At 65.9% G+C, this 18494-nt stretch carries 17 protein-coding genes; 7 read left to right on the top strand and 10 right to left on the bottom strand.

Annotated features, from left to right (window positions below; translation table 11 throughout):
* Positions 1-73 precede the first annotated feature (73 nt).
* Both JQ592_RS20750 and JQ592_RS20745 read left to right on the top strand, forming a co-directional pair.
* Positions 74-1279, top strand: coding sequence for a CaiB/BaiF CoA transferase family protein (locus tag JQ592_RS20750; protein WP_211404646.1), 1206 nt, complete (start codon positions 74-76; stop codon positions 1277-1279).
* Positions 1280-1574: 295 nt separating this feature from the next.
* Positions 1575-2222, top strand: coding sequence for a glutathione S-transferase family protein (locus JQ592_RS20745; RefSeq protein WP_211404645.1), 648 nt, complete (start codon positions 1575-1577; stop codon positions 2220-2222).
* 169 nt (positions 2223-2391) lie between these two features.
* On the opposite strand, the gene JQ592_RS20740 is transcribed toward JQ592_RS20745, so the two are convergent.
* The 6 genes from JQ592_RS20740 to JQ592_RS20715 all read right to left on the bottom strand — a co-directional run bounded on the left by JQ592_RS20740 (position 2392) and on the right by JQ592_RS20715 (position 7748).
* Positions 2392-2556, bottom strand: coding sequence for a hypothetical protein (locus tag JQ592_RS20740; protein ID WP_211404644.1), 165 nt, complete (start codon positions 2554-2556; stop codon positions 2392-2394).
* A gap of 24 nt (positions 2557-2580) precedes the next feature.
* Positions 2581-4125 carry a hypothetical protein gene (locus tag JQ592_RS20735; RefSeq protein WP_211404643.1) on the bottom strand — a complete coding sequence of 515 codons (1545 nt, stop codon included), beginning with the start codon at positions 4123-4125 and terminating at the stop codon, positions 2581-2583.
* A gap of 93 nt (positions 4126-4218) precedes the next feature.
* Complete coding sequence (locus JQ592_RS20730; protein WP_211404642.1) at positions 4219-5202, bottom strand: hypothetical protein; 984 nt, start codon at positions 5200-5202, stop codon at positions 4219-4221.
* Positions 5203-5607: 405 nt separating this feature from the next.
* Positions 5608-6105: a TPM domain-containing protein gene (locus JQ592_RS20725; protein WP_211404641.1), complete on the bottom strand. Its 498-nt coding sequence runs from the start codon at positions 6103-6105 to the stop codon at positions 5608-5610.
* A gap of 5 nt (positions 6106-6110) precedes the next feature.
* On the bottom strand, positions 6111-7007 hold the full coding sequence (locus tag JQ592_RS20720; protein ID WP_211404640.1) for a TPM domain-containing protein: 897 nt from the start codon (positions 7005-7007) through the stop codon (positions 6111-6113).
* Between the two features lie 132 nt (positions 7008-7139).
* The gene (locus JQ592_RS20715) at positions 7140-7748 is read right to left on the bottom strand and encodes a LemA family protein (protein WP_211404639.1); all 609 of its coding nucleotides are present in this window, start codon (positions 7746-7748) and stop codon (positions 7140-7142) included.
* 172 nt (positions 7749-7920) lie between these two features.
* Between JQ592_RS20715 and JQ592_RS20710 the strand changes: the two genes are divergently transcribed.
* From JQ592_RS20710 to JQ592_RS20700, 3 genes are read left to right on the top strand one after another with little or no spacing between them, the layout of a single operon-like run.
* Positions 7921-8775, top strand: coding sequence for an enoyl-CoA hydratase (locus JQ592_RS20710; RefSeq protein WP_211404638.1), 855 nt, complete (start codon positions 7921-7923; stop codon positions 8773-8775).
* A 5-nt stretch (positions 8776-8780) separates the two neighbouring features.
* Entirely contained in the window at positions 8781-9920 is a 1140-nt protein-coding gene (locus JQ592_RS20705) for an acyl-CoA dehydrogenase family protein (protein ID WP_211404637.1), read from the top strand.
* A gap of 15 nt (positions 9921-9935) precedes the next feature.
* Positions 9936-11132: an acyl-CoA dehydrogenase family protein gene (locus JQ592_RS20700; protein WP_211404636.1), complete on the top strand. Its 1197-nt coding sequence runs from the start codon at positions 9936-9938 to the stop codon at positions 11130-11132.
* Between the two features lie 225 nt (positions 11133-11357).
* Here the strand turns inward: JQ592_RS20700 and JQ592_RS20695 are convergent, their stop codons facing one another.
* The 3 genes from JQ592_RS20695 to JQ592_RS20685 all read right to left on the bottom strand — a co-directional run bounded on the left by JQ592_RS20695 (position 11358) and on the right by JQ592_RS20685 (position 15781).
* On the bottom strand, positions 11358-13679 hold the full coding sequence (locus JQ592_RS20695; protein WP_211404635.1) for a xanthine dehydrogenase family protein molybdopterin-binding subunit: 2322 nt from the start codon (positions 13677-13679) through the stop codon (positions 11358-11360).
* A gap of 204 nt (positions 13680-13883) precedes the next feature.
* Positions 13884-14759: a dihydrodipicolinate synthase family protein gene (locus JQ592_RS20690; RefSeq protein WP_211404634.1), complete on the bottom strand. Its 876-nt coding sequence runs from the start codon at positions 14757-14759 to the stop codon at positions 13884-13886.
* Positions 14760-14815: 56 nt separating this feature from the next.
* Positions 14816-15781 carry a VOC family protein gene (locus tag JQ592_RS20685; protein WP_211404633.1) on the bottom strand — a complete coding sequence of 322 codons (966 nt, stop codon included), beginning with the start codon at positions 15779-15781 and terminating at the stop codon, positions 14816-14818.
* A 217-nt stretch (positions 15782-15998) separates the two neighbouring features.
* Between JQ592_RS20685 and JQ592_RS20680 the strand changes: the two genes are divergently transcribed.
* Complete coding sequence (locus JQ592_RS20680; protein WP_211404632.1) at positions 15999-16865, top strand: S1C family serine protease; 867 nt, start codon at positions 15999-16001, stop codon at positions 16863-16865.
* On the top strand, positions 16862-17233 hold the full coding sequence (locus JQ592_RS20675) for a response regulator transcription factor (protein WP_211404631.1): 372 nt from the start codon (positions 16862-16864) through the stop codon (positions 17231-17233). The genes JQ592_RS20680 and JQ592_RS20675 overlap by 4 nt, the downstream gene beginning before the upstream one ends.
* 10 nt (positions 17234-17243) lie before the next feature.
* On the opposite strand, the gene JQ592_RS20670 is transcribed toward JQ592_RS20675, so the two are convergent.
* The gene (locus JQ592_RS20670; RefSeq protein ID WP_246820547.1) at positions 17244-18485 is read right to left on the bottom strand and encodes an amidohydrolase family protein; all 1242 of its coding nucleotides are present in this window, start codon (positions 18483-18485) and stop codon (positions 17244-17246) included.
* Positions 18486-18494 lie beyond the last annotated feature (9 nt).

The raw sequence follows: 18494 nt of genomic DNA, 5'->3' as shown, positions 1-18494 counted from the left end.
TAATGCTGCCATGACTTGGCCCGCGCCAATTCCAGCGCGCGGGAAACAACAAGAGCGAGGGAGCAACGCCGCGATGGACAAGGGCATTTTTGCGGGGCTGAAGGTTCTGGACTGCGCGAGCTTCATCGCAGCGCCCGCGGCCGCGACCGTGCTGTCGGATTTCGGCGCCGACGTCATCAAGATCGAGCCGCCGGGCATGGGCGATCCCTACCGCAATCTGCCCAATTTGCCGGGCTATCCGACCGGCGAGCACAATTTTGCCTGGCTGCTCGAGGCCCGCAACAAGAAGAGTATCGCGCTCGACCTCGCAAAGCCGGAGGCGCAGGCCGTGCTCTACAAGCTGGTGGAGGAGGCCGACGTCTTTATCACCAACATGCCGCCGCCGGTGCGCACCAAGCTCGGCATCACCTATGACCATCTCGCCCATCTCAACGACCGGCTGATCTACGCCTCCTTCACCGGCTATGGCGAGAAGGGCGACGAGGCCAACAAGCCCGGCTTCGACAGCAACGCCTATTGGGCACGCTCCGGCCTGATGGACCTCGTCCGCGCCGACATCGACACCACGCCGGCGCGCTCGGTCGCCGGCATGGGCGACCACCCCTGCGCCATGGCGCTGTACAGCGCGATCGTCACTGCGCTCTATCAGCGCGAGAAGACCGGCAAGGGCTCGCATGTCGCCTCCAATTTGATGGCGAACGGGGTGTGGGCGGCGAGCGTGCTGGCGCAGGCAAAGCTCTGCGGCGCCAAATTCGGCGAGCGGCGGCCGCGCGAGCGCGCGCTGAACGCGGTTGCCAACCACTACCAGTGCAAGGACGGCCGCTGGCTGATCCTGACATTGCTGAACGAGGAGAAGCAGTTTCCGACGCTGGCCAAATGCCTCGGGCGCGAAGACCTGATCGCCGATCCCCGCTTCGCCACCAAGGCCGACCGCCACGCCCGCTCGGTCGAGCTGATCAAGATTTTGGACGAGACCTTCGCCACCAGGGATCTCTCCGAATGGCGAAAAATCCTCGACGGCAATGGCCTCGTGTTCGGCGTCGTCGCCATTTTGGACGACATCCCGAACGACAAGCAGATGCTCGACAACGAGGTGCTGGTGCCGTTCGAGAACGACACCATGCTCACCATCAACAGCCCGATCTGGATCGACGGCGCCAAAAAGGTCCAGCCGCGCAAGCCGCCCGCGGTGGGCGAGCACAGTGACGAGATTTTACGTGGGGCGGGATATGACGAGGCTGCGATCAAGCAACTGCGGGGTTCGGGGGCGGTGGGGTAAGGCGGAGCCTCAAACTCCGCCGTCGTCCCGGGGCGCGCATAGCGCGAACCCGGGACCCATAACCACAGGGAGTGGGTTGTCGCGCGCGACTGGTCACTCCGAGTCTTCGCCAAACGCCTTCCTGTGGTTATGGGTCCCGGATCTGCGCTCCGCTTCGCTGCGCTTGTCCGGGACGACGATGGGGAGATAGCTCGCACGCGCGGATGCATTGCTGGATTGCTTCGCTGCGCTCGCAATGACGACGTAGGACCATCTCGTTATAACAATCGACAGAACACCAATGTCGCGAGGTCCCATGCCCCTCTACCGCCTGCACTACTTCCCCGAATCCGGCAACAGCTACAAACTCGCTCTGATGCTGACGCTTTGCGGCGAGACGTTCGAGCCGGTATGGACCGACTTTGGCGGCGGTGTCACGCGCACCGCGGAATGGCGCAAGGCCGTCAACGAGATGGGCGAGATTCCCGTGCTCGAAGTGGACGGAGTGAAGATGACGCAGACTGCGCCGCTCCTCTTGAAGCTCGCCGAGCAATACGGCCGCTTCGGCGCCGAGACCGAGGAGGAAAAGTTCGAGCTGCTGCGCTGGCTGTTCTGGGACAACCACAAGCTCACCGGCTACATGGCGACCTATCGCTTCATGCGCGCCTTCACCGAGAAGAACGATCCGCAGGTGCTGAAGCATTTTCGCCGGCGGCTCGACGACTTCCTCGGCATTCTCGACGGACATCTCCAGCACAACGCCTTCGCGATCGGAGCAAAGCCGACGGTCGCAGACATCTCGATGATGGCCTATCTGCACTATCCGAGCGACGAGCACGGCTTCGATTTCACGCAGAGCCATCCTGCGATCCACGCCTGGCTCGGCCGCATGGCCGCGCTGCCCGGCTGGAAGCCGGCGTATGAGCTGCTGCCCGGCAAGCGGATGACGAATTACGCGAAGTGAGGGGCGCTTTCTCTTCCTCCCTCTCCCCGTTCTTACGGGGAGAGGGTTGGGGTGAGGGGCTGCTTCCGCAATCACGGTGAGAATTGCACTCGCGGAGAGTCCCCCTCACCCGCCACGCTTCGCGTGTCGGCCTCTCCCCGCAAGCGGGGAGAGGCGAAGAGAAGCGCGGCTACCTCAGCGCCAGCCAGCCGAGCGTGAACAAGATTCCGCCGATGATGACGACCATCGCGACCGCCCAGATGCTGACGCGGGCGCTGCCGGTGATCTGCTTGGCTTCCTCATTGCGCGCGATCTCGCGATTGCGCATCTTGTTGGCTTCGCTCGTGTCCGTCATGGGTCATCCACATCGCTATTATGGCTAGCGCGTCTTGATGAAGCACATGCCGATGCGGCGCGAGGCCACGGCAGCCTGACAGGTCAAGCCTGTAGCACAGCTCCATGACGTAAAACTCTCATCCCGCCTTCCCGATCCCGCGTTTTGCAGGGAACAGTGCGCGCCCCAGCCGTCCTGATATTCCGTGCCGGCCAGCTCGGCGCTGCCCCGGGTCTGCGGCCGGCTGGCAAATCCGCGTGAGAAATCGGGGCTTTTCCCCGCGGCGAACGCGATCAGGATGTCACGGCGGCGCACCTGGTCGCCGAAGAAATGCGGCGAGGCCGGCACGATGGTGGAATTGGACGGCTTGTCGGCGAGCCAGTCGACGCCCGGGAAATGGAAGCCGCCGATGCCGCGGGTCTGGTGGCAGCCGGAGCAGGTGACGTCGTTGAGACGGCGCTGGAAGCCCGCGACGGAACGGACGTTCTGCAAATCCCCGCGCGCGGCAGCCCGCTTCAATGCACCGACCACATCGCTGTCGGTGAAGACGGGATCGTCCTTGCCCTCCCCTTTTCCTTCCCCTTGCATCATGCCGAACTCCGGCTGCAGCGCAGACGCATCGAGACCCGCCGGCGTCGGCACCACCGCGGCCCTGGCCAAAAATCTCTCGGGGATCAGCACCGTGCCGCGATCGAACTCGCGAAGATGGTCGGGGGCGAGCAGCCACTCCCTAAAATCGCGCCGGAGATCATTGTCCGCAAGGATCCGGTCGCGGTCGATCTGGTTCTCCAGCGTCGATTCCTCGAACGCCCTGGTGGCGGCGTTGTACTTGAACACTTTCAGCAGGTAGTCCGAGCGGAAATCGTGCAGCGCCGATTTCGGTGCGATCGAGATCTGGATGTTGGTCTCGATGCGGTCGAGCATCGCATCGTGAGGATAGACGCCGCCGATCAGCTCCCGCCAGTCGCCATTGTCGAGCCAGCGCCGCGCGACCTCGGCGCAGCTGACCGGCTTGCCATTCCCATCCGTCTGGCGCGGGTCGCGGGCCTTCATCACCAGATTGAACGTCATCGGCAGACGCGTCGCCGTTTTGGCCCCGTCCGGCCCGGCATCGAAACGCGTCAGCCGGTAGATCAAGCGGATCTCGCCGCAGGAATCCTCCGACACATAGGCGCGATCCATGCGGTTCACGATGCCGGCCAGCACGAAACGCGTGTTGGCGGATTTGAGCACCGCGCGATCGAACAGCTGCACGTCAAGACCTTCGCCAACGCCGATGGTCTCGGTCGGATAGGCCGCTTTCTGCTGGGCGATGTAGCGCTCGAACTCCGCGTCGATCGCGGGCGGAATTTCCTTGAGCTGCGGCAGCCGGGAGAACAGCAGATCGGTCGTCAGCGGAAAGTTCGCGTTGCGCTCCGGCCATAACAGCCGCGAGATCGTCAGCTCATCGTGCTCGTCGAGCGTGCGCAGGAGAGCGGGATCAGTGATCGCGGTTCCGCGCGTCAGCTGTGCGTTCTCAGCCGCGAAAAGCGACATGGCGCCGCCGAACAACACGGCGACAGCAACGAGAATTCGCAACGCGCGGCTCATGCCTTCAGTAACACCGCGCGGGCGGACCTATTCAAGCAAAAAGGCGCTTCACATGCTGGTGAAGCGCCTCTTCGAAAGTCGAATATCGAACGCTCAGCGCGCGACGATCAGGCCCTTGCTGGTGACGACCACCCAGCGGCCGTCCTGGCGGCGGATCGCGTCGACGCGGCCGACGCCGGGGATGGGATCGCCGGCATAGACCTCATAGAGGCCGTCGCGGCCCTCGATCAGCGCACCGCCATTGGCGACGTCGCGCAGCCTCCAGCCCTCGAGCGTCGGCAGACGGCCGACCTCGGTCTTGGGCGCGGAGGGTACGGGAGCCGGTGCAGCGGCAGCGGTCGCAACCTGGGCCGGCGCGATCGAGCCGGTGGTCTCCTTGGGCGCCGCGGCGGCGGCCTGCGCGGGAGCGGCAGGCGGCGTGGCACGGAGCTTGTCGACGGTCTCGGACAGCTTTGCGAGCTTGGCCATCGGCTCGGCCTGCGCCTTCTCGAGCTTGTCGAGACGATCATTGGCCCGGTTGAACTGGCTGAGGCCGGTCTTGGAGGAGTGCTCGACATTGGCCTTGAGCGCGACGAGATCGGCGTCGATCCGGGCGACGGACGCATCCAGCGCGCTGGTGTCGACGACCTGCGCCGGCGCCTGGGCCGGGGCGGCGAAATGCATCATACCAGCCGTTGCCAGCGCGCCGCTGATCGCGCCGACGCTCGCCGCAATCGCCACCACCGCGGCCATCGCCGAGAGGCGGCGTTTGCTGGCGGTCTCGCGCGGCTCGTCCGCCTTCACATGCGGAGCGAATTCCTCGCGCTCCCAGGCGCGGTCGGCAGGCGGCATAACGATGAGCTTGCCGAGCTTCGGCTCGGGCTTGGTCTCGGCCTTCGGCTCAACCTTGGCTTCGAACTTCGGCACCTCGATCCGCGGCGGCTCAATCTTCGGGGCGTCCGCCTTCACCGGATCAGGCTTGGGCGGCGCTTCGTGGTCGGGGGCGATCGAGGGGGCGTCGATACCGGCAGCAGCCTCGACGGCCTGCGGCACTGCGGCGTCGACAGCACCGGAATCCTGGGCAGCCTGCTCAGCCATTGGTTCGCTCACGGCTCAAATACTCCAGTCTGGATTGACCTTTTGGTAACTTTCATTGCTTGCGAAATCCTTACCTGCGGACCCGCTTACCGAAATTTTAGGAACTCATCCGGGGCCGAATTGGGCCGGGAAAGTGGAACCGGTGTGGCGGGCGTGAAACAGTTTGTAATCGGGGGAAGATGAACGGCCGCGCAACGGCCGGGCTGTCGCCTTCAAGGGCCGCTGAAGAAGCGGCCGGGTGACGGTGAGAGAGTCGTGCGCTGCTTCCACAACGTCGTCCCGGCGAAGGCCGGGACCCATACTCCGAGGGAGAATTTGGCGAAGGCCAGCCGTTCGGTACTCCCACGCGCCCGATCGAGAGACCTCGCGGTATGGGTCCTGGCCTTCGCAAGGACGACAGCGAGTTCACATCACCACCGGCGCATCCGGCAGCTCGTTCGCGTGCGGGCCGCCCGGCGGGAAGTGCCTTGCCAGCTCGCGCGACACCGCCGCGATGCCGGCAATCACCCCGCGCTCGAACTGGCCGGACCTGAACTCGGCTTCCATCGCGCGGCAGATGGTTTCCCAGCCCGCCGCGCCGACCTTCGCGTCGATGCCGCGGTCGGCGATGATTTCGACATCGCGGTCGGCGAGCAGCAGATAGATCAGGACGCCGTTGTTGTGCGCGGTGTCCCAGATGCGCAAGTGCGAGAACAAATCGAGCGCGCGCTCGCGCGCCGGCTGGTTGCGGAACAGGGGGCGGCCGTCGAGCGCGCCTTCGACCACGAAGCGGACCTGGCCGGAATGGGTGCTCTCACCCTGCCTGATCGCCTGCTCGATGCGGTCGAGCGCGGCTTGCGGAAAGATCTGCCTTGCCCACCAGTGGTGCTGCACGAGATGTCTGGCAATGCGCTTGATGCTCATGACCGCTACCAGCTCCCCGAGGCGCCGCCGCCGCCAAAACTGCCGCCGCCGCCGCTGAAACTGCCGCTGTCGCTTGACGATGATCCGCTGCTCCAGCCGCCGGACGAGGAGCCGCTCGACCAGGAACCGCCGCGCGAGCGGCTCGTTCCCGGCGTGATCGCCGAAAACAGATCAGCGACAAATCCGATGATGAAGCCGAGGCTACCCAGCGCGAGGGCCAGTGCGAAAGACCCGAGGATGAACCAGGTCAGCGCCGCGATGATGCCGCCGGTCACGAACGATCCGAGCAACCGCCCCAGCATGGCACGGAAGAACCCGCCCACCCCGATGGAGGCGAACAGTGTCACGATGAAGAGGGGCGCGAGGTCGTCCAGGCTGCCGAAGTTCACGGTGGGAGAAGGAACCGGCAATGGCTCGCCGTCGATCACCCGTATCATGCGCTCGACCCCATCGGTGATGCCGCCGGCAAAATCGCCGCTGCGAAATTTCGGCGTGATGATCTCGTCGATGATGCGCCGCGAGGTGACGTCGGTGAGCGCGCCTTCGAGGCCGTAGCCGACCTCGATGCGCAGATGCCGGTCGTTCTTGGCGACGATGAGGATTGCACCGTCATCGATCTTTTTGCGCCCGATCTTCCAGGCCTCGGCGACACGGATCGAATACTGCTCGATCGTCTCCGGCTGCGTGGTCGGCACGATCAGCACGGCGATCTGGCTGCCCTTGCGCGTCTCGAAGTCGCGCAGCTTTTGCGACAGCGCCGCAATGTCACCGCTCGAGAGCGTGCCGGTCTGGTCGACCACGCGACCGGTGAGCTGCGGGACGGCGACGTCGGCGGAGGCGGGGAACAACCAGCCAAGCAGCAGCGCGAATACGACGATCGTTCGCCACAACCCCGCTGTCATCGCCCGGCTCGACCGGGCGATCGAGTATTCCAGAGACGCCGGCGGACTACAGAGGAGCCGCGGCGTACTGGATTCCCCGCCTTCGCGGGGAATGACGGCGGAGGGTGTGGCGCGCATGAGAGTCGAACGCGCTTACTTCGACGGCGCGGGAGCCGGGTTGAAATCCACCTTCGGCGCGGTCGATATCTCCTTCTCGTTCTCGACCGAGAAGTTCGGCTTTTCCTTGTAGCCGAACGCCATCGCGGTGAGATTGCTCGGGAATGAACGGATGGTGACGTTATAATCCTGCACCGCCTTGATGTAGCGGTTGCGCGCCACCGTGATGCGGTTCTCGGTGCCCTCGAGCTGCGACATCAGATCCTTGAACAGCGCATCGGACTTGAGCTGCGGATAGTTCTCGGTGACGACGAGGAGGCGCGACAACGCGCTGGAGAGCTCGCCCTGCGCGGCCTGGAATTTCTGGAACGCGGCGGGGTCGTTCAGCACCTCAGGCGTCGCCTGGATGCTGCCGACCTTGGCGCGGGCGTTGGTGACCCCGAGCAGCACGTCCTTCTCCTGCTGTGCAAAGCCCTTCACCGAGTTGACGAGATTGGGCACGAGATCGGCGCGGCGCTGATACTGGTTCACGACCTCGGACCAGTTGGCCTTGATCTGCTCGTCTTCGCTCTGGATCGCGTTGTAGCCGCAATTGGTCAGACTCAGCGAAGCCAGCGCCGCCAGCACGGTCAGGATCTTGCGCATTAAATTTCTCCCGGTGGAATCTGGCGCAAACTACCAGATTGAGCGCGCGAGACGCCAGACCTCTTGGAGACGCGAAAAGCAGCCGACTGACGCAAGCCTCTTGCCTATCACCGGCCGACATAGTCAACTCGACGAAACAATAAGACGAAATGGAAACGCCAGGGGGAACGCCATGTCCTCGTTCGAGACCATCCTCGTGGAGCGGCCGGAGCCGGCGATCACCCGGGTCGTGATGAACCGGCCCGAGGCGCGCAACGCGCAGAACCTGCAGATGACCTACGACCTCAACGCCGCCTTCGATGCGGCGGTGCAGGACGATGCGGTCAAGGTCATCATTCTCGCCGGCAGCGGCCCGCACTTCTCGTCGGGCCACGATCTGCGTCCTGGCGGCAAGAACACCGCGGGCACGGATTTCCCGCCGATCGGAAATTGGGGCGGTTTTGCCGAGCCCAATGCCCATGGCCGCTTCGCGCGCGAGCAGGAAATCTATCTCCAGATCACGCGGCGCTGGCGCAATCTCGCCAAGCCGATGATTGCCGAAGTGCACGGCAAGTGCATCGCGGGCGGCTTGATGCTGGCCTGGGCCTGCGACCTCATCGTCGCCAGCGACGATGCGCAGTTCTGCGATCCCGTCGTCACCATGGGCGTCTGCGGCGTCGAATGGTTCGTGCATCCCTGGGAGCTCGGGCCGCGCAAGGCCAAGGAATTTTTGTTCACCGCCGACAGCTGGAGCGCCGAGGAGGCGCACCAGCTCGGCATGGTCAACCAGGTCGTGCCGCGCACGGAGCTGTCGGCACGCGTGCTGGAGCTGGCGCGCCGGATCGCAGCAAAACCGTCCTTCGCGTTGAAGCTGACCAAGGAAGCGGTGAATCGCTCGGTCGACGTGATGGGCCAGCCCGCCGCGATCGACCAGGCCTTTGCGCTGCATCAGCTCTGTCACGCCCATAATCTCCAGGAGTTCGGCATGATCGTCGATCCATCCGGCTTGCATCCCTCCGTGCGCAAGCCGCCGGCGGCCGCGGAGTAGATGCGATGGACCTGAACCTCAGTGACGAGCAGCGGCTGCTGCGCGAGAGCGCGGAACGCTTCGTGGCCGAAAGCTACGATGCCGATCACCGCCGCAAGATGGCGAACGATCCGCTCGGATACAGCCCGGCAGTTTGGAAGCAGTTCGCCGAGCTCGGCTGGCTGGCGTTGCCGGTCGCGGAAGAGTTCGGCGGGCTTGGCGGCGGCGCGGTCGAGATCGGCATCTTGATGGAAGCCTTCGGGCGTGGGCTGGTGTCCGAGCCTTATGTGGCAACGGTGGTGCTGGGCGCGGCGCTGATCGACAGATGCGGCCGCCCAGCGCAGAAGCAGGCGAGCCTGCCGAAGATCGCGGATGGATCGTTGAAGCTCGCCTTTGCGCATTCCGAGCGCGCTGCGCGGTTCGATCTCGCCAAGGTCGCGACTGTCGCCAACAAGACGGCGCAAGGCTGGCGCCTTGCCGGGAACAAGATTGCCGTGCTCGACGGGCACGCCGCCGATGAGATCATCGTCTCCGCGCATCTCCATGATCATCACGGCCCGTCGGGGCGGATCGGTCTGTTCCTGGTCCCGGCGACGGCACCTAGCCTTATCATCAGCGACTATCCTCGACTCGGCGGCGGGCACGCCTGCAACATCGAACTATCGGACGTGCATCTGCCTGAAGACGCCCTGCTCGGCGACGGCCACGATGCGCTGCCCGCGATCGAATGGGCCGTCGACCGCGCCATGGCGGCGTTAGGGGCGGAAGCCGTCGGCATCATGCAGACGCTGCTGGACACCACGCTCGAATACACCAAGATCCGAAAACAGTTCGGCCGGCCGCTCTCGGCCAACCAGGTGATCCGCCACCGCCTCGCCGACATGGCGATGCAGGTCGACGAGGCGCGTTCGATGGCGCTGCGGGCTGCGTTGAAGGTGGACGTCGCGCCGGTCGAACGGGCGCGCGCCGCGTCGGGTGCGAAGGCGAAGATCGGCAAATGCGCGCGCTTCGTCGGCGAGCAGTCGATCCAGCTTCACGGCGGCATGGGCGTCACCGAGGAGCTCGAGGTCGGCGCCTATTTCAAGCGGCTGGTCGCCTTCGACACGCTGTTCGGCGGCAGCGCGCATCATTATGCCCGCCACGCGCAGCTCGGCCGCACGGCCTGACACTGGGAGAGCCTCATGGACCTCACGTTCAATGCCGAGGAGCGCGCCTTCCAGAGCGAGGTGCGCGGCTTCATCGCCAAGAATCTCACTGAGGAGATGAAGCGCGCCACCGCGCTGACGCCATCGGTGTTCTCCGATCCTGACATCGGCATGGCCTGGCAGCGCGCGCTGCACAAGCAGGGCTGGGGCGCGCCGGGCTGGCCGGTCGAATATGGCGGCCCCGCCTGGACGCCGGCGCAGCGCTGGATTTTTGAGACCGAATCCGCGCGCGCGGGCGTGCCCAACGTCAACGTGATGGGCGTGAAGATGGTCGGGCCCGTCATCATCGGCTTCGGCAGCCCCGAGCAGAAGAACTTCTATTTGCCGCGGATTCTCTCCGGCGAGGACTATTGGTGCCAGGGCTATTCCGAGCCCGGCTCCGGCTCCGACCTCTCCTCGCTGAAGACGCGCGCGGTGCGCGACGGCGACGACTACATCATCAACGGCACAAAAATCTGGACCACGCATGCCCATCACGCCAACCGCATGTTCGCGCTGGTGCGCACCAGCGACGGGCCACGACAGCAGGACGGCATCAGCTTCATCCTGATCGACATGAAGACGCCGGGCATCAAGACGCGCCCGATCCTCACCATCGGCGGCGACCACGAGGTCAACCAGGTGTTCTTCGACGACGTGCGCGTGCCCGTGGCCAACCGGGTCGGCGAGGAAGGCAAGGGCTGGACCTACGGCAAATACCTGCTCGAGTTCGAGCGCGGCTCCGGCATTGCCTCGGCCAAGCTGCGCGAAGGGTTGAAGGCCATCGCCGATCTTGCTGCATCCGATTTAACCGGACGCGCGATCGACAGCGCTGACATCGCAACGCGCATCTCGGAGGTCGAGGTCGACATCGACGCGCTGGAGATGACGGAGCTGCGCGTGCTCTCGGCGCTGCAGACCGGACAGAATCCCGGCGCGGTGTCGTCGATCCTGAAGCTGCGCAACAGCGAGATCCGCCAGGCCGTGACGCGGCTGGGAGTCGACGTGATCGGCCACGACGCACTCGCCGTCGAGCCGATGCGTCCACTCTACAGGCTCAACCACGAGCCGGCGATCCCGGAGGACATGCTGACGGTGGTACCGGAATATCTCAACGGCCGCGCCTATACGATCTTCGGCGGTACCTCGGAGATCCAGCGCGACATCATCGCGAAGATGATGCTGGGGATTTAGCCCCCAGCAGTCGCCTCATTCTCCGCCGTCGTCCCGGACAAGCGTAAGCGCAGATCCGGGACCCATAACCACAGGCGGGTGTGGTTACGGGGATTCGGAGTTACCGACTTCGCGCCACAACCACTCCCTGTGGTTATGGGTCCCGGATCGGCGCGCGCTTATGGCGCGCTTGGCCGGGACGACAGCGGAGTTTGTCGCAATAGCCCGCGTAACAGAGTGTTGCCCCTACCCCGCCTTCGCATCCCTGATCGCTTGCCAGATCTTCTGCGGCGTCAGCGGCGTATTCAGCTGGGTGATGCCGAGCTCGGCGAGCGCGTCCATCACGCCGTTGGTGACGCAAGGAGGGCCGCCGATGGCGCCGGATTCGCCGCAGCCCTTGGCGCCGAGCGGATTGGTGCGGCAGGGCGCGGTGTCGTCGAGCGTCACCACGATCGGCGGCACGTCGTCGGCGCGCGGGATGCAGTAGTCCTGGTAGCTCGCGGTGAGAAGCTGGCCGTCGGCATCGTAGGAGACGCCCTCATACAGCGCCTGGCCGATGCCTTGCGCGACGCCGCCATGGATCTGGCCGGTGACCAGCATCGGGTTCACGGCGACGCCGACGTCGTCGACGGTGGTGTAGCGCACGACCTTGGACACGCCGGTCTCCGGGTCGATCTCGACCTCGCAGATATGCGTGCCGTTCGGCCAGCTCGGTCCATCCACCTCGCCTTCGGAATCGACGCTGAGCTTGGCGCCGCTCTCCTTCTCGGCGAGATCGAACAGGCTGATGCGGCGGTCGGTGCCGACCACGGTGAGCATGCCGCCCTGATACTCGATGTCCTCGACCGAGGTCTCCAGCACGTTGGCCGCCTTCTCGCGCGCCTTCTGGATCAGATCGTTGGAGGAGACCGCGACTGCCGTGCCGCCGACGAACAGCGAGCGCGAGCCGACGCTGCCAAAACCCATGGCCAGATCGGTGTCGCCCTGGACGACATCGATCTTGTCGAGGGGAATGCCGAGCGAGTCGGAGATCATCTGGGTGTAGGTGGTCTGCAAGCCCTGCCCCATCGCCATGGTGCCGGAATGCAGCACGACGCGCCCCTGCGAGGTCGCGTGCAGGCTGACCTTCTCGGTATGCGCGCGGCCGCCGGTCCATTCGATGTAGGAGGTGAGCCCGCGGCCGTAGAGCATGCCCTTCTTCTTGGCCGCCTTCTTGCGCGCGGCAAAGCCGTCCCAATCGGCGAGCTTCACGGCACGGTCGAGCATGTGGGCGAAGGCGCCGGAATCGTAAACCTGGCCGGCCGCGTTGGTGTAGGGCAGCTGCGCCGGCTTGATATAGTTGGCTTTGCGGATGGCGCGCGGGTCCATGCCGATCTTTCGCGCGGCAGCGTCGAACAGGCGCTCGACGATGAAGACCGCCTCGGGCCGGCCGGCGCCGCGATAGGCCCCGACGGGCGCGGTGTGGGTCATCACCGACTGCACCTCGAAATGCACCAGCGGCAGGTCGTAGACGCCGGTCTGCACGAACGGTCCGAGCACCAAAGGAATGATGTTGGCAGCGCCTGAGGAGTACGCCCCGGTGCAGCCGATCGACTTGACGCGATAGGCCAGCACCTTGCCCTTCTCATCCAGCGCGAAGGAGGCCGTCGAAGTGAGATCGCGGCCATGGGTGCCGCCGACGAACTCGTCGGTGCGGTCGCCGCGCCAGCGGATCTTCCTGTTCAGCTTGGTCGCGGCATAGGCGACGATGCCGTCCTCGGGATAGAGGTTGGTCTTCTGGCCGAAGCCGCCGCCGATATCGCCGACCAGCACGCGCACGCTGTCCTTCGGACGCTTGAGCACGGCTTCGGCGAGGACGTCGCGGGTCGAGGCCGGCGTCTGCGACTGCACATGCAGGAGGAGGCGGCCGGTCTTCTTGTCGATCTCGGCAATGGTCGAGCGCGGCTCCATCGCGGAGGGCACGAGGCGCTGGCTGACGAGATCGAGCTCGACGGTGTGCGCGGCCTTGGCAAAGGCCTCATCGACCTTGGCAGCGTCGCCGTAAGCCATCGCGCCAACGATGTTGTCGGGCGCCTCCGGCCACACCACGGGCGTGCCGGGCTTGACCGCCTCGACCGGATCGACCACCGCGGGCTGCACGTCGTATTCGACCACGATCGCCTCAGTCGCGCTCTGTGCTTCCGCGCGAGAGGCCGCCACCACGGCTGCCACCGCTTCGCCGGCGTAGCGCACGATCTCATGGGCGAGCAGGCGGCGCGGCGGCACCGTCATCGGCTTGCCGTCGGGGCGCTTGAAGATGCTCAAGGTCGGGATGGCGCCGATGTCGTCCTTGAGAAGGTCAGCGCCGGTGTAGACCGCGGTGACGCCGGGCATCGCAGCCGCGGCGCTGGTGTCGATCGAGACGATCTTCGCGTGCGCGTGCGGCGAGCGCAGCACATGCAACCACAGCGCGCCGTCTTCCGGCTTGTCGTCGATGAATTGCCCCTTCCCGGTCAGCAGCCGCTGGTCTTCCAAACGCTTGACGGGCTGGCCCGCTCCGAAACGCAAATTGCCGGGAAGAATGTTCATTCCGTGGGGTCCTCAGGGTCTTTTCGAAATTGCGGGCTGCCTTTTAGCGGATCGATCAGGGGCAGGCCAGCCGCGGTTTTGGGCGGGATATCCACGATTTCGGCATGCCGTTGGGATCGTCATTCCGGGATGGTCCGAAGGACCAGACCCGGAATCTCGAGATTCCGGGCTCGGTCCTTCGGACCGCCCCGGAATGACGGCTCGCTATGCCAGCTCTCTCAGCGCCGCTTCCACGACCCTGCGCGCATCGGCCGTCAGCGCGGCCTGCGGCGGGACGGGATCGCCGACGTCGTAGCCCTGGATCGAAAGCCCGGCCTTGATGCAGGCGGCGAGGTTGAAGCGGGCGAAGGCCTCGTTGATGCGCCACAGCCGGCGCTGGAGCGTCATGGCCTCGTCCCAGCGGCCGGCCTTGCAGAGGTCGTAGAGAGCCACGCTCTGGCGCGGGATGATGCAGGCCGGGCCCGCCATCCAGCCGAGCCCGCCGATCAGCATCACCGCCGCCGGGATATGGGCGGATGCCGAGAACACGCGCAAGGCATCGCCGCAGCGGTTCATGATCGAGAGCAGCCGGCCGGTGTTGGTCGAGGCGTCCTTGATGTAGCCGATGCGCGGATGCTCCGCGAGGCGCGCGATGGTGTCGAGCGTGAGATCGGAGCGCTGGAATTGCGGATTGGTGTAGATGACGACGGGAATGTCCACGGCATCCGCGATGGCGCGGAAATAGGATTCGACCTGGACATCCGAGAGCGGGAAATAAGCCTCCAGGATCGCCAGGATGCCGGCGGCGCCGAGTGCCTGATAGGCCCGTGCCTGCGCCACCGCATCCGCCGTCGAGGTGGAGGCGACGCCGGCCACGACCGGCACGCGGCCCTTCGCGGCTTCGATCGTGGTCTCTACGACCGCGGTGCGCTGCGCGGCATTGAGATAGGCGAACTCGCCGGTCGAGCCCAGCGGCGTCAGTCCATGCACGCCGGCGCCGATCAGGTCGTCACAGAGCCTTGCGAGCACGCTCGTCCGCACCGTGCCGTCGGCATCAACGGGGGAGACGAGGTAGGGGAAGACGCCGTGGAATTCGGACATGTCGGGGGCTCCGGAAGCTGGCACCCTAGAGGTATTAGCAATGCCCGCCCCGGCGATCAAACCTTGAGCAAGCGTACCCGCGTGCCCCAGGGATCGATTGCCTCCACGCCGTCGGCAAGCGCCGTGACCTTCACGCCGCTCTTGCGCAGGCGCTCTTCCTGGGCGGCGAGCAGCTCCTGCTTCGCCATCACCAGCGAGAACCAGGCGAGACCGGTCGTGGAATCGTCGCGCTGGCCGGCGCCCTGGCTCTGCCAGACGTTCATGCCGAGGTGATGGTGATAGCGGCCCGACGACAGGAACGCCGCGCCGTTGCGCTTGCGGGTCGGGTCGAGGCCAACCGTGCCGTGATAGAAGCTCTCGGCCTGCGCGAGATCGCCGACGCGCAGATGCATGTGGCCGACACGCATCCCGTCCGGCGCCTTGGCATAATCAGGAACGCGCGTATTGGTCAGCGACAAGAGGTCGGGGATGTTGAGCTCGTCGGTTGCCATCTTCACGCTGCCCTCGCTCCACTGCCATTGCGAGGGATCGCGATCGGCATAGACCTCGATGCCGTTGCCTTCGGGATCGTCGAGATAGACGGATTCGCTGACGAGGTGATCGGCAAAGCCCGACAGCTGCACGCGATGTGAGGCCGCATGAACCAGCCAGCGCGCGAGGTCCTTGCGGGTCGGCATCAGGAAGGCGGTGTGATAGAGGCCGGCGGCGCTGCGCGATTCAATCGCGGCATCGGGACGGGCCTCCAGCACCAGGAGCGTGATGCCGCCCGTGCCGAGCCTTGCTGCGGCCGACGAGCGCTCCATCACGGTGAGGCCGATCACGTCGCGGTAGTAGCCGGCCACCTTGTCGAGATTCTTGACCCGGAGCGTGACCATGCCGACCCGCATCGGCGTGCGGCTGGCATAGGTCGGTCCGCCGCCTTGCGGTGTGCCCTCGGCACGCGCCGCGGCTGCGGCCGCCATCGCGAGCGACGTGGCACCGGCGAGTTGAAGCAGGGTGCGGCGGGTGAGGTCGATGGTCATCAGTCAGGGCTCGCTGAAATCCTTGAGGCCACAGGGCGCAATTTCGGGATTGCTACACGTTCCCGTGAGGCGCTCCCAATCACATGTTCGTCGGCCGTGGTCCTACGGAGGCCCGCCCCTGTCCCCTGTTCTGGTCCTGGTTCTCGTCCTGGCCACCCGGCCAGTTTCGCAATCGCCCGCGGCATCCCAGATTGAGGACAACTTACAGGAGCCCGCCATGACTGATCTTAGTCCCCTGTTCTCACTGTCGTCCGCGCTCGCGGAATTGGTGGCGCGCACCGCGCCGTCCGTCGTCTCCGTGCATTCGCATCGCTCCCGCGCAACCGGCTTCGTCTGGAAGAGCGGCCTGGTCATCACCGCCGACGAGGCGCTGGCCGACGAGGGCGAGGTCGAGATCGGCCTCGCCGACGGCAGCAGGGTCGCCGCCACGATCGCCGGGCGCGACCACACCACCGACGTCGCGCTGCTGCGCGCTGACACCGCGCTCGCGCCGGTCAAGCTTGATGCCACAGTCCCGCCGCTCGGCGCATTGTCGATCGTGGTCGCCACCCATCGCGAGACGCCGAGCGCCGCGCTCGGAATGGTATCGGCGTCCGGCAAGGGCTGGCGCTCCTTGCGCGGCGGCGACATCGATGCCCGGATCGAGCTCGACGTCCGCCTGCGCGAAAGCCAGCAGGGCGGCCTCGCGCTCGATGCATCGGGTGACGCCTTCGGCATGGCCGTGCTCGGGCCGCGGCGGGTGCTCGTCATTCCGACCGCGACGATCGAGCGCGTCGCGCCGCAGCTGGAAAGCCGCGGCCGCATCGCCCGCGGATATCTCGGCCTCGGGCTCCAGCCGGTGCGGCTCGACGATGGCGTCGGCGCGATGGTGATGCATGTCGACAAGGCCGGTCCTTCGGCCGCGGCCGGCATCCGCCAGGGCGACGTGATCGTGGCCGTCAACGACCAGAAGCTGTCCGGCGTGCGCGCGCTGTCGCGGACGCTGGGCCCTGCCAGCGTCGGCGCCGTGGTCGATGTCGCGGTGCGCCGCGGCGGCGAGCCGGTCAGCTTCAAGGTCACGGTCGGCGAGAGGCCGGAGGCGTGAGCGCGGACAACACGGCCGAGATCGTGCTCGCGCTGGAGATCGACGATCCTGCGCTGGCCGATCGCCTGACGGCACTGCTCGGCAATGTCAGCGGGATTCGCCTCGCCGCACCTGGCGAGCGGGCCGCTGCGACGGTCGTCGCCCGCGATGCGCGCAGCATGCCTGAAGACATCGCGCTGACGCAGCGGGAGCTCGACGTGCTGGCGCTGATGGCCGAAGGCGCCTCCAACAAGATGATCGCGCGTCAGCTCGGCATCTCCGTGCACACCGTGAAATTCCACGTCGGCTCGCTGCTCGACAAGCTGGATGCCACCGGCCGCACCGATGCGGTGGCGCATGCGGCGCGCCGGGGCGTGATCGAGCTTTGAGCGGCGTGAATCAATCGCGGGCGGCAATCTGCGCCAGCGCGCGCATGCGGTCGGTGTCGACAACGCGGCCGTGGCTGATGACGACACGCGGGGGGCTGTGGAAACGCAGGGCCTCGGTGACGTCGTCCTGCTCGAGCACGACCAGATTGGCCACGCAGCCGAGCCCGAGACCGTAGCGCTCGAGGTTGATCGCCGCGGCGGCGCGCGTGGTGATCATGTCGTAGAGCGTCTCGAACTCGTTCTTCCCGGTCATCCACAACAGATGTGAAGCGAGGAACGCCACCTCCAGCATGTTGTTGCGGCCAAACGGATAATAGGCGTCGGAGATATCGTCCTGCCCGAGGCAGACATTGATGTCGGCGGCCAAGAGCTCCTTCACGCGCGCATGCAGCGGGCCGGTGTGGGGATTGCTGACGACGCTGACGCGGGCGCTCCCGAGCAGCGCCATCAATTCACGGAAATAATTGTCGGGATAGAGCGCCATCGCCCGGCAGTGATGCGCCAGCGCCCAGCCCTCGACGCCGCGGGCGATCACTGCGCGCGCCATCATGTCGAGCGTGCGCATATTGGCGTCGCCGACATCGTCCAACAGCATCGAGACGTCGGCGCCGTGCTCGGTCGCGAGATCGAAGCAGAACGCGACATGGCGGCGCATGTCCTCTTCATCAGCTTCGATCCAGGGGATGCCACCGACGACATCGGCCCCAAGCGCCATCGCCTTGCGCATCAGGTCGTCTGCGCCGGGCTCGCGGAGCAGGCCGTCCTGCGGGAAGGCAACGACCTGGATCTCGACGATGCCGCGAAACTCCTCGCGGATGGCGAGCAGTGCCTTGATGCCTTCGAGCCGGGCCTTGGTGTCGACATCGGCGAAGGCGCGAATGTGGAGATTGCCGTGGAGCGCGGCGAGCGCCACCGCGCGCCGCGCGTTCGGGACGATCCAGGACGCGTCATAGTTGTTCTTCACCACCGCGGCGAGCTCGACCGCCTTCGCCGCCTCGCTCATGCCGCCGCCCTGATAGGCCTCGAGTGCCGCCTCCGACATCATCGGCAGGGTCCAGACCTTGCAGAGATGCAGGTGCGGATTGACGAAAGCGGGCGTGACCAGACCGCCTTTGGCATCGACGAAGGATTGGGCAGCGGTCTCCAGCCGGCTGCCGATCGCGGTAATCACGCCATCGGCGATGGCGATGTCGACGATCTCGCGGCTGCGCGTGCGGGCGTTGGCGATGACGAGGTCTGGCAGGCGGGACATTGCAGGACT

This window comes from Bradyrhizobium iriomotense, from assembly GCF_018129405.1.
Classification (GTDB): domain Bacteria; phylum Pseudomonadota; class Alphaproteobacteria; order Rhizobiales; family Xanthobacteraceae; genus Bradyrhizobium; species Bradyrhizobium iriomotense_B.
Note: the sequence above shows the minus strand (reverse complement) of the source record. Positions and strands in the feature narration are given on the sequence as shown.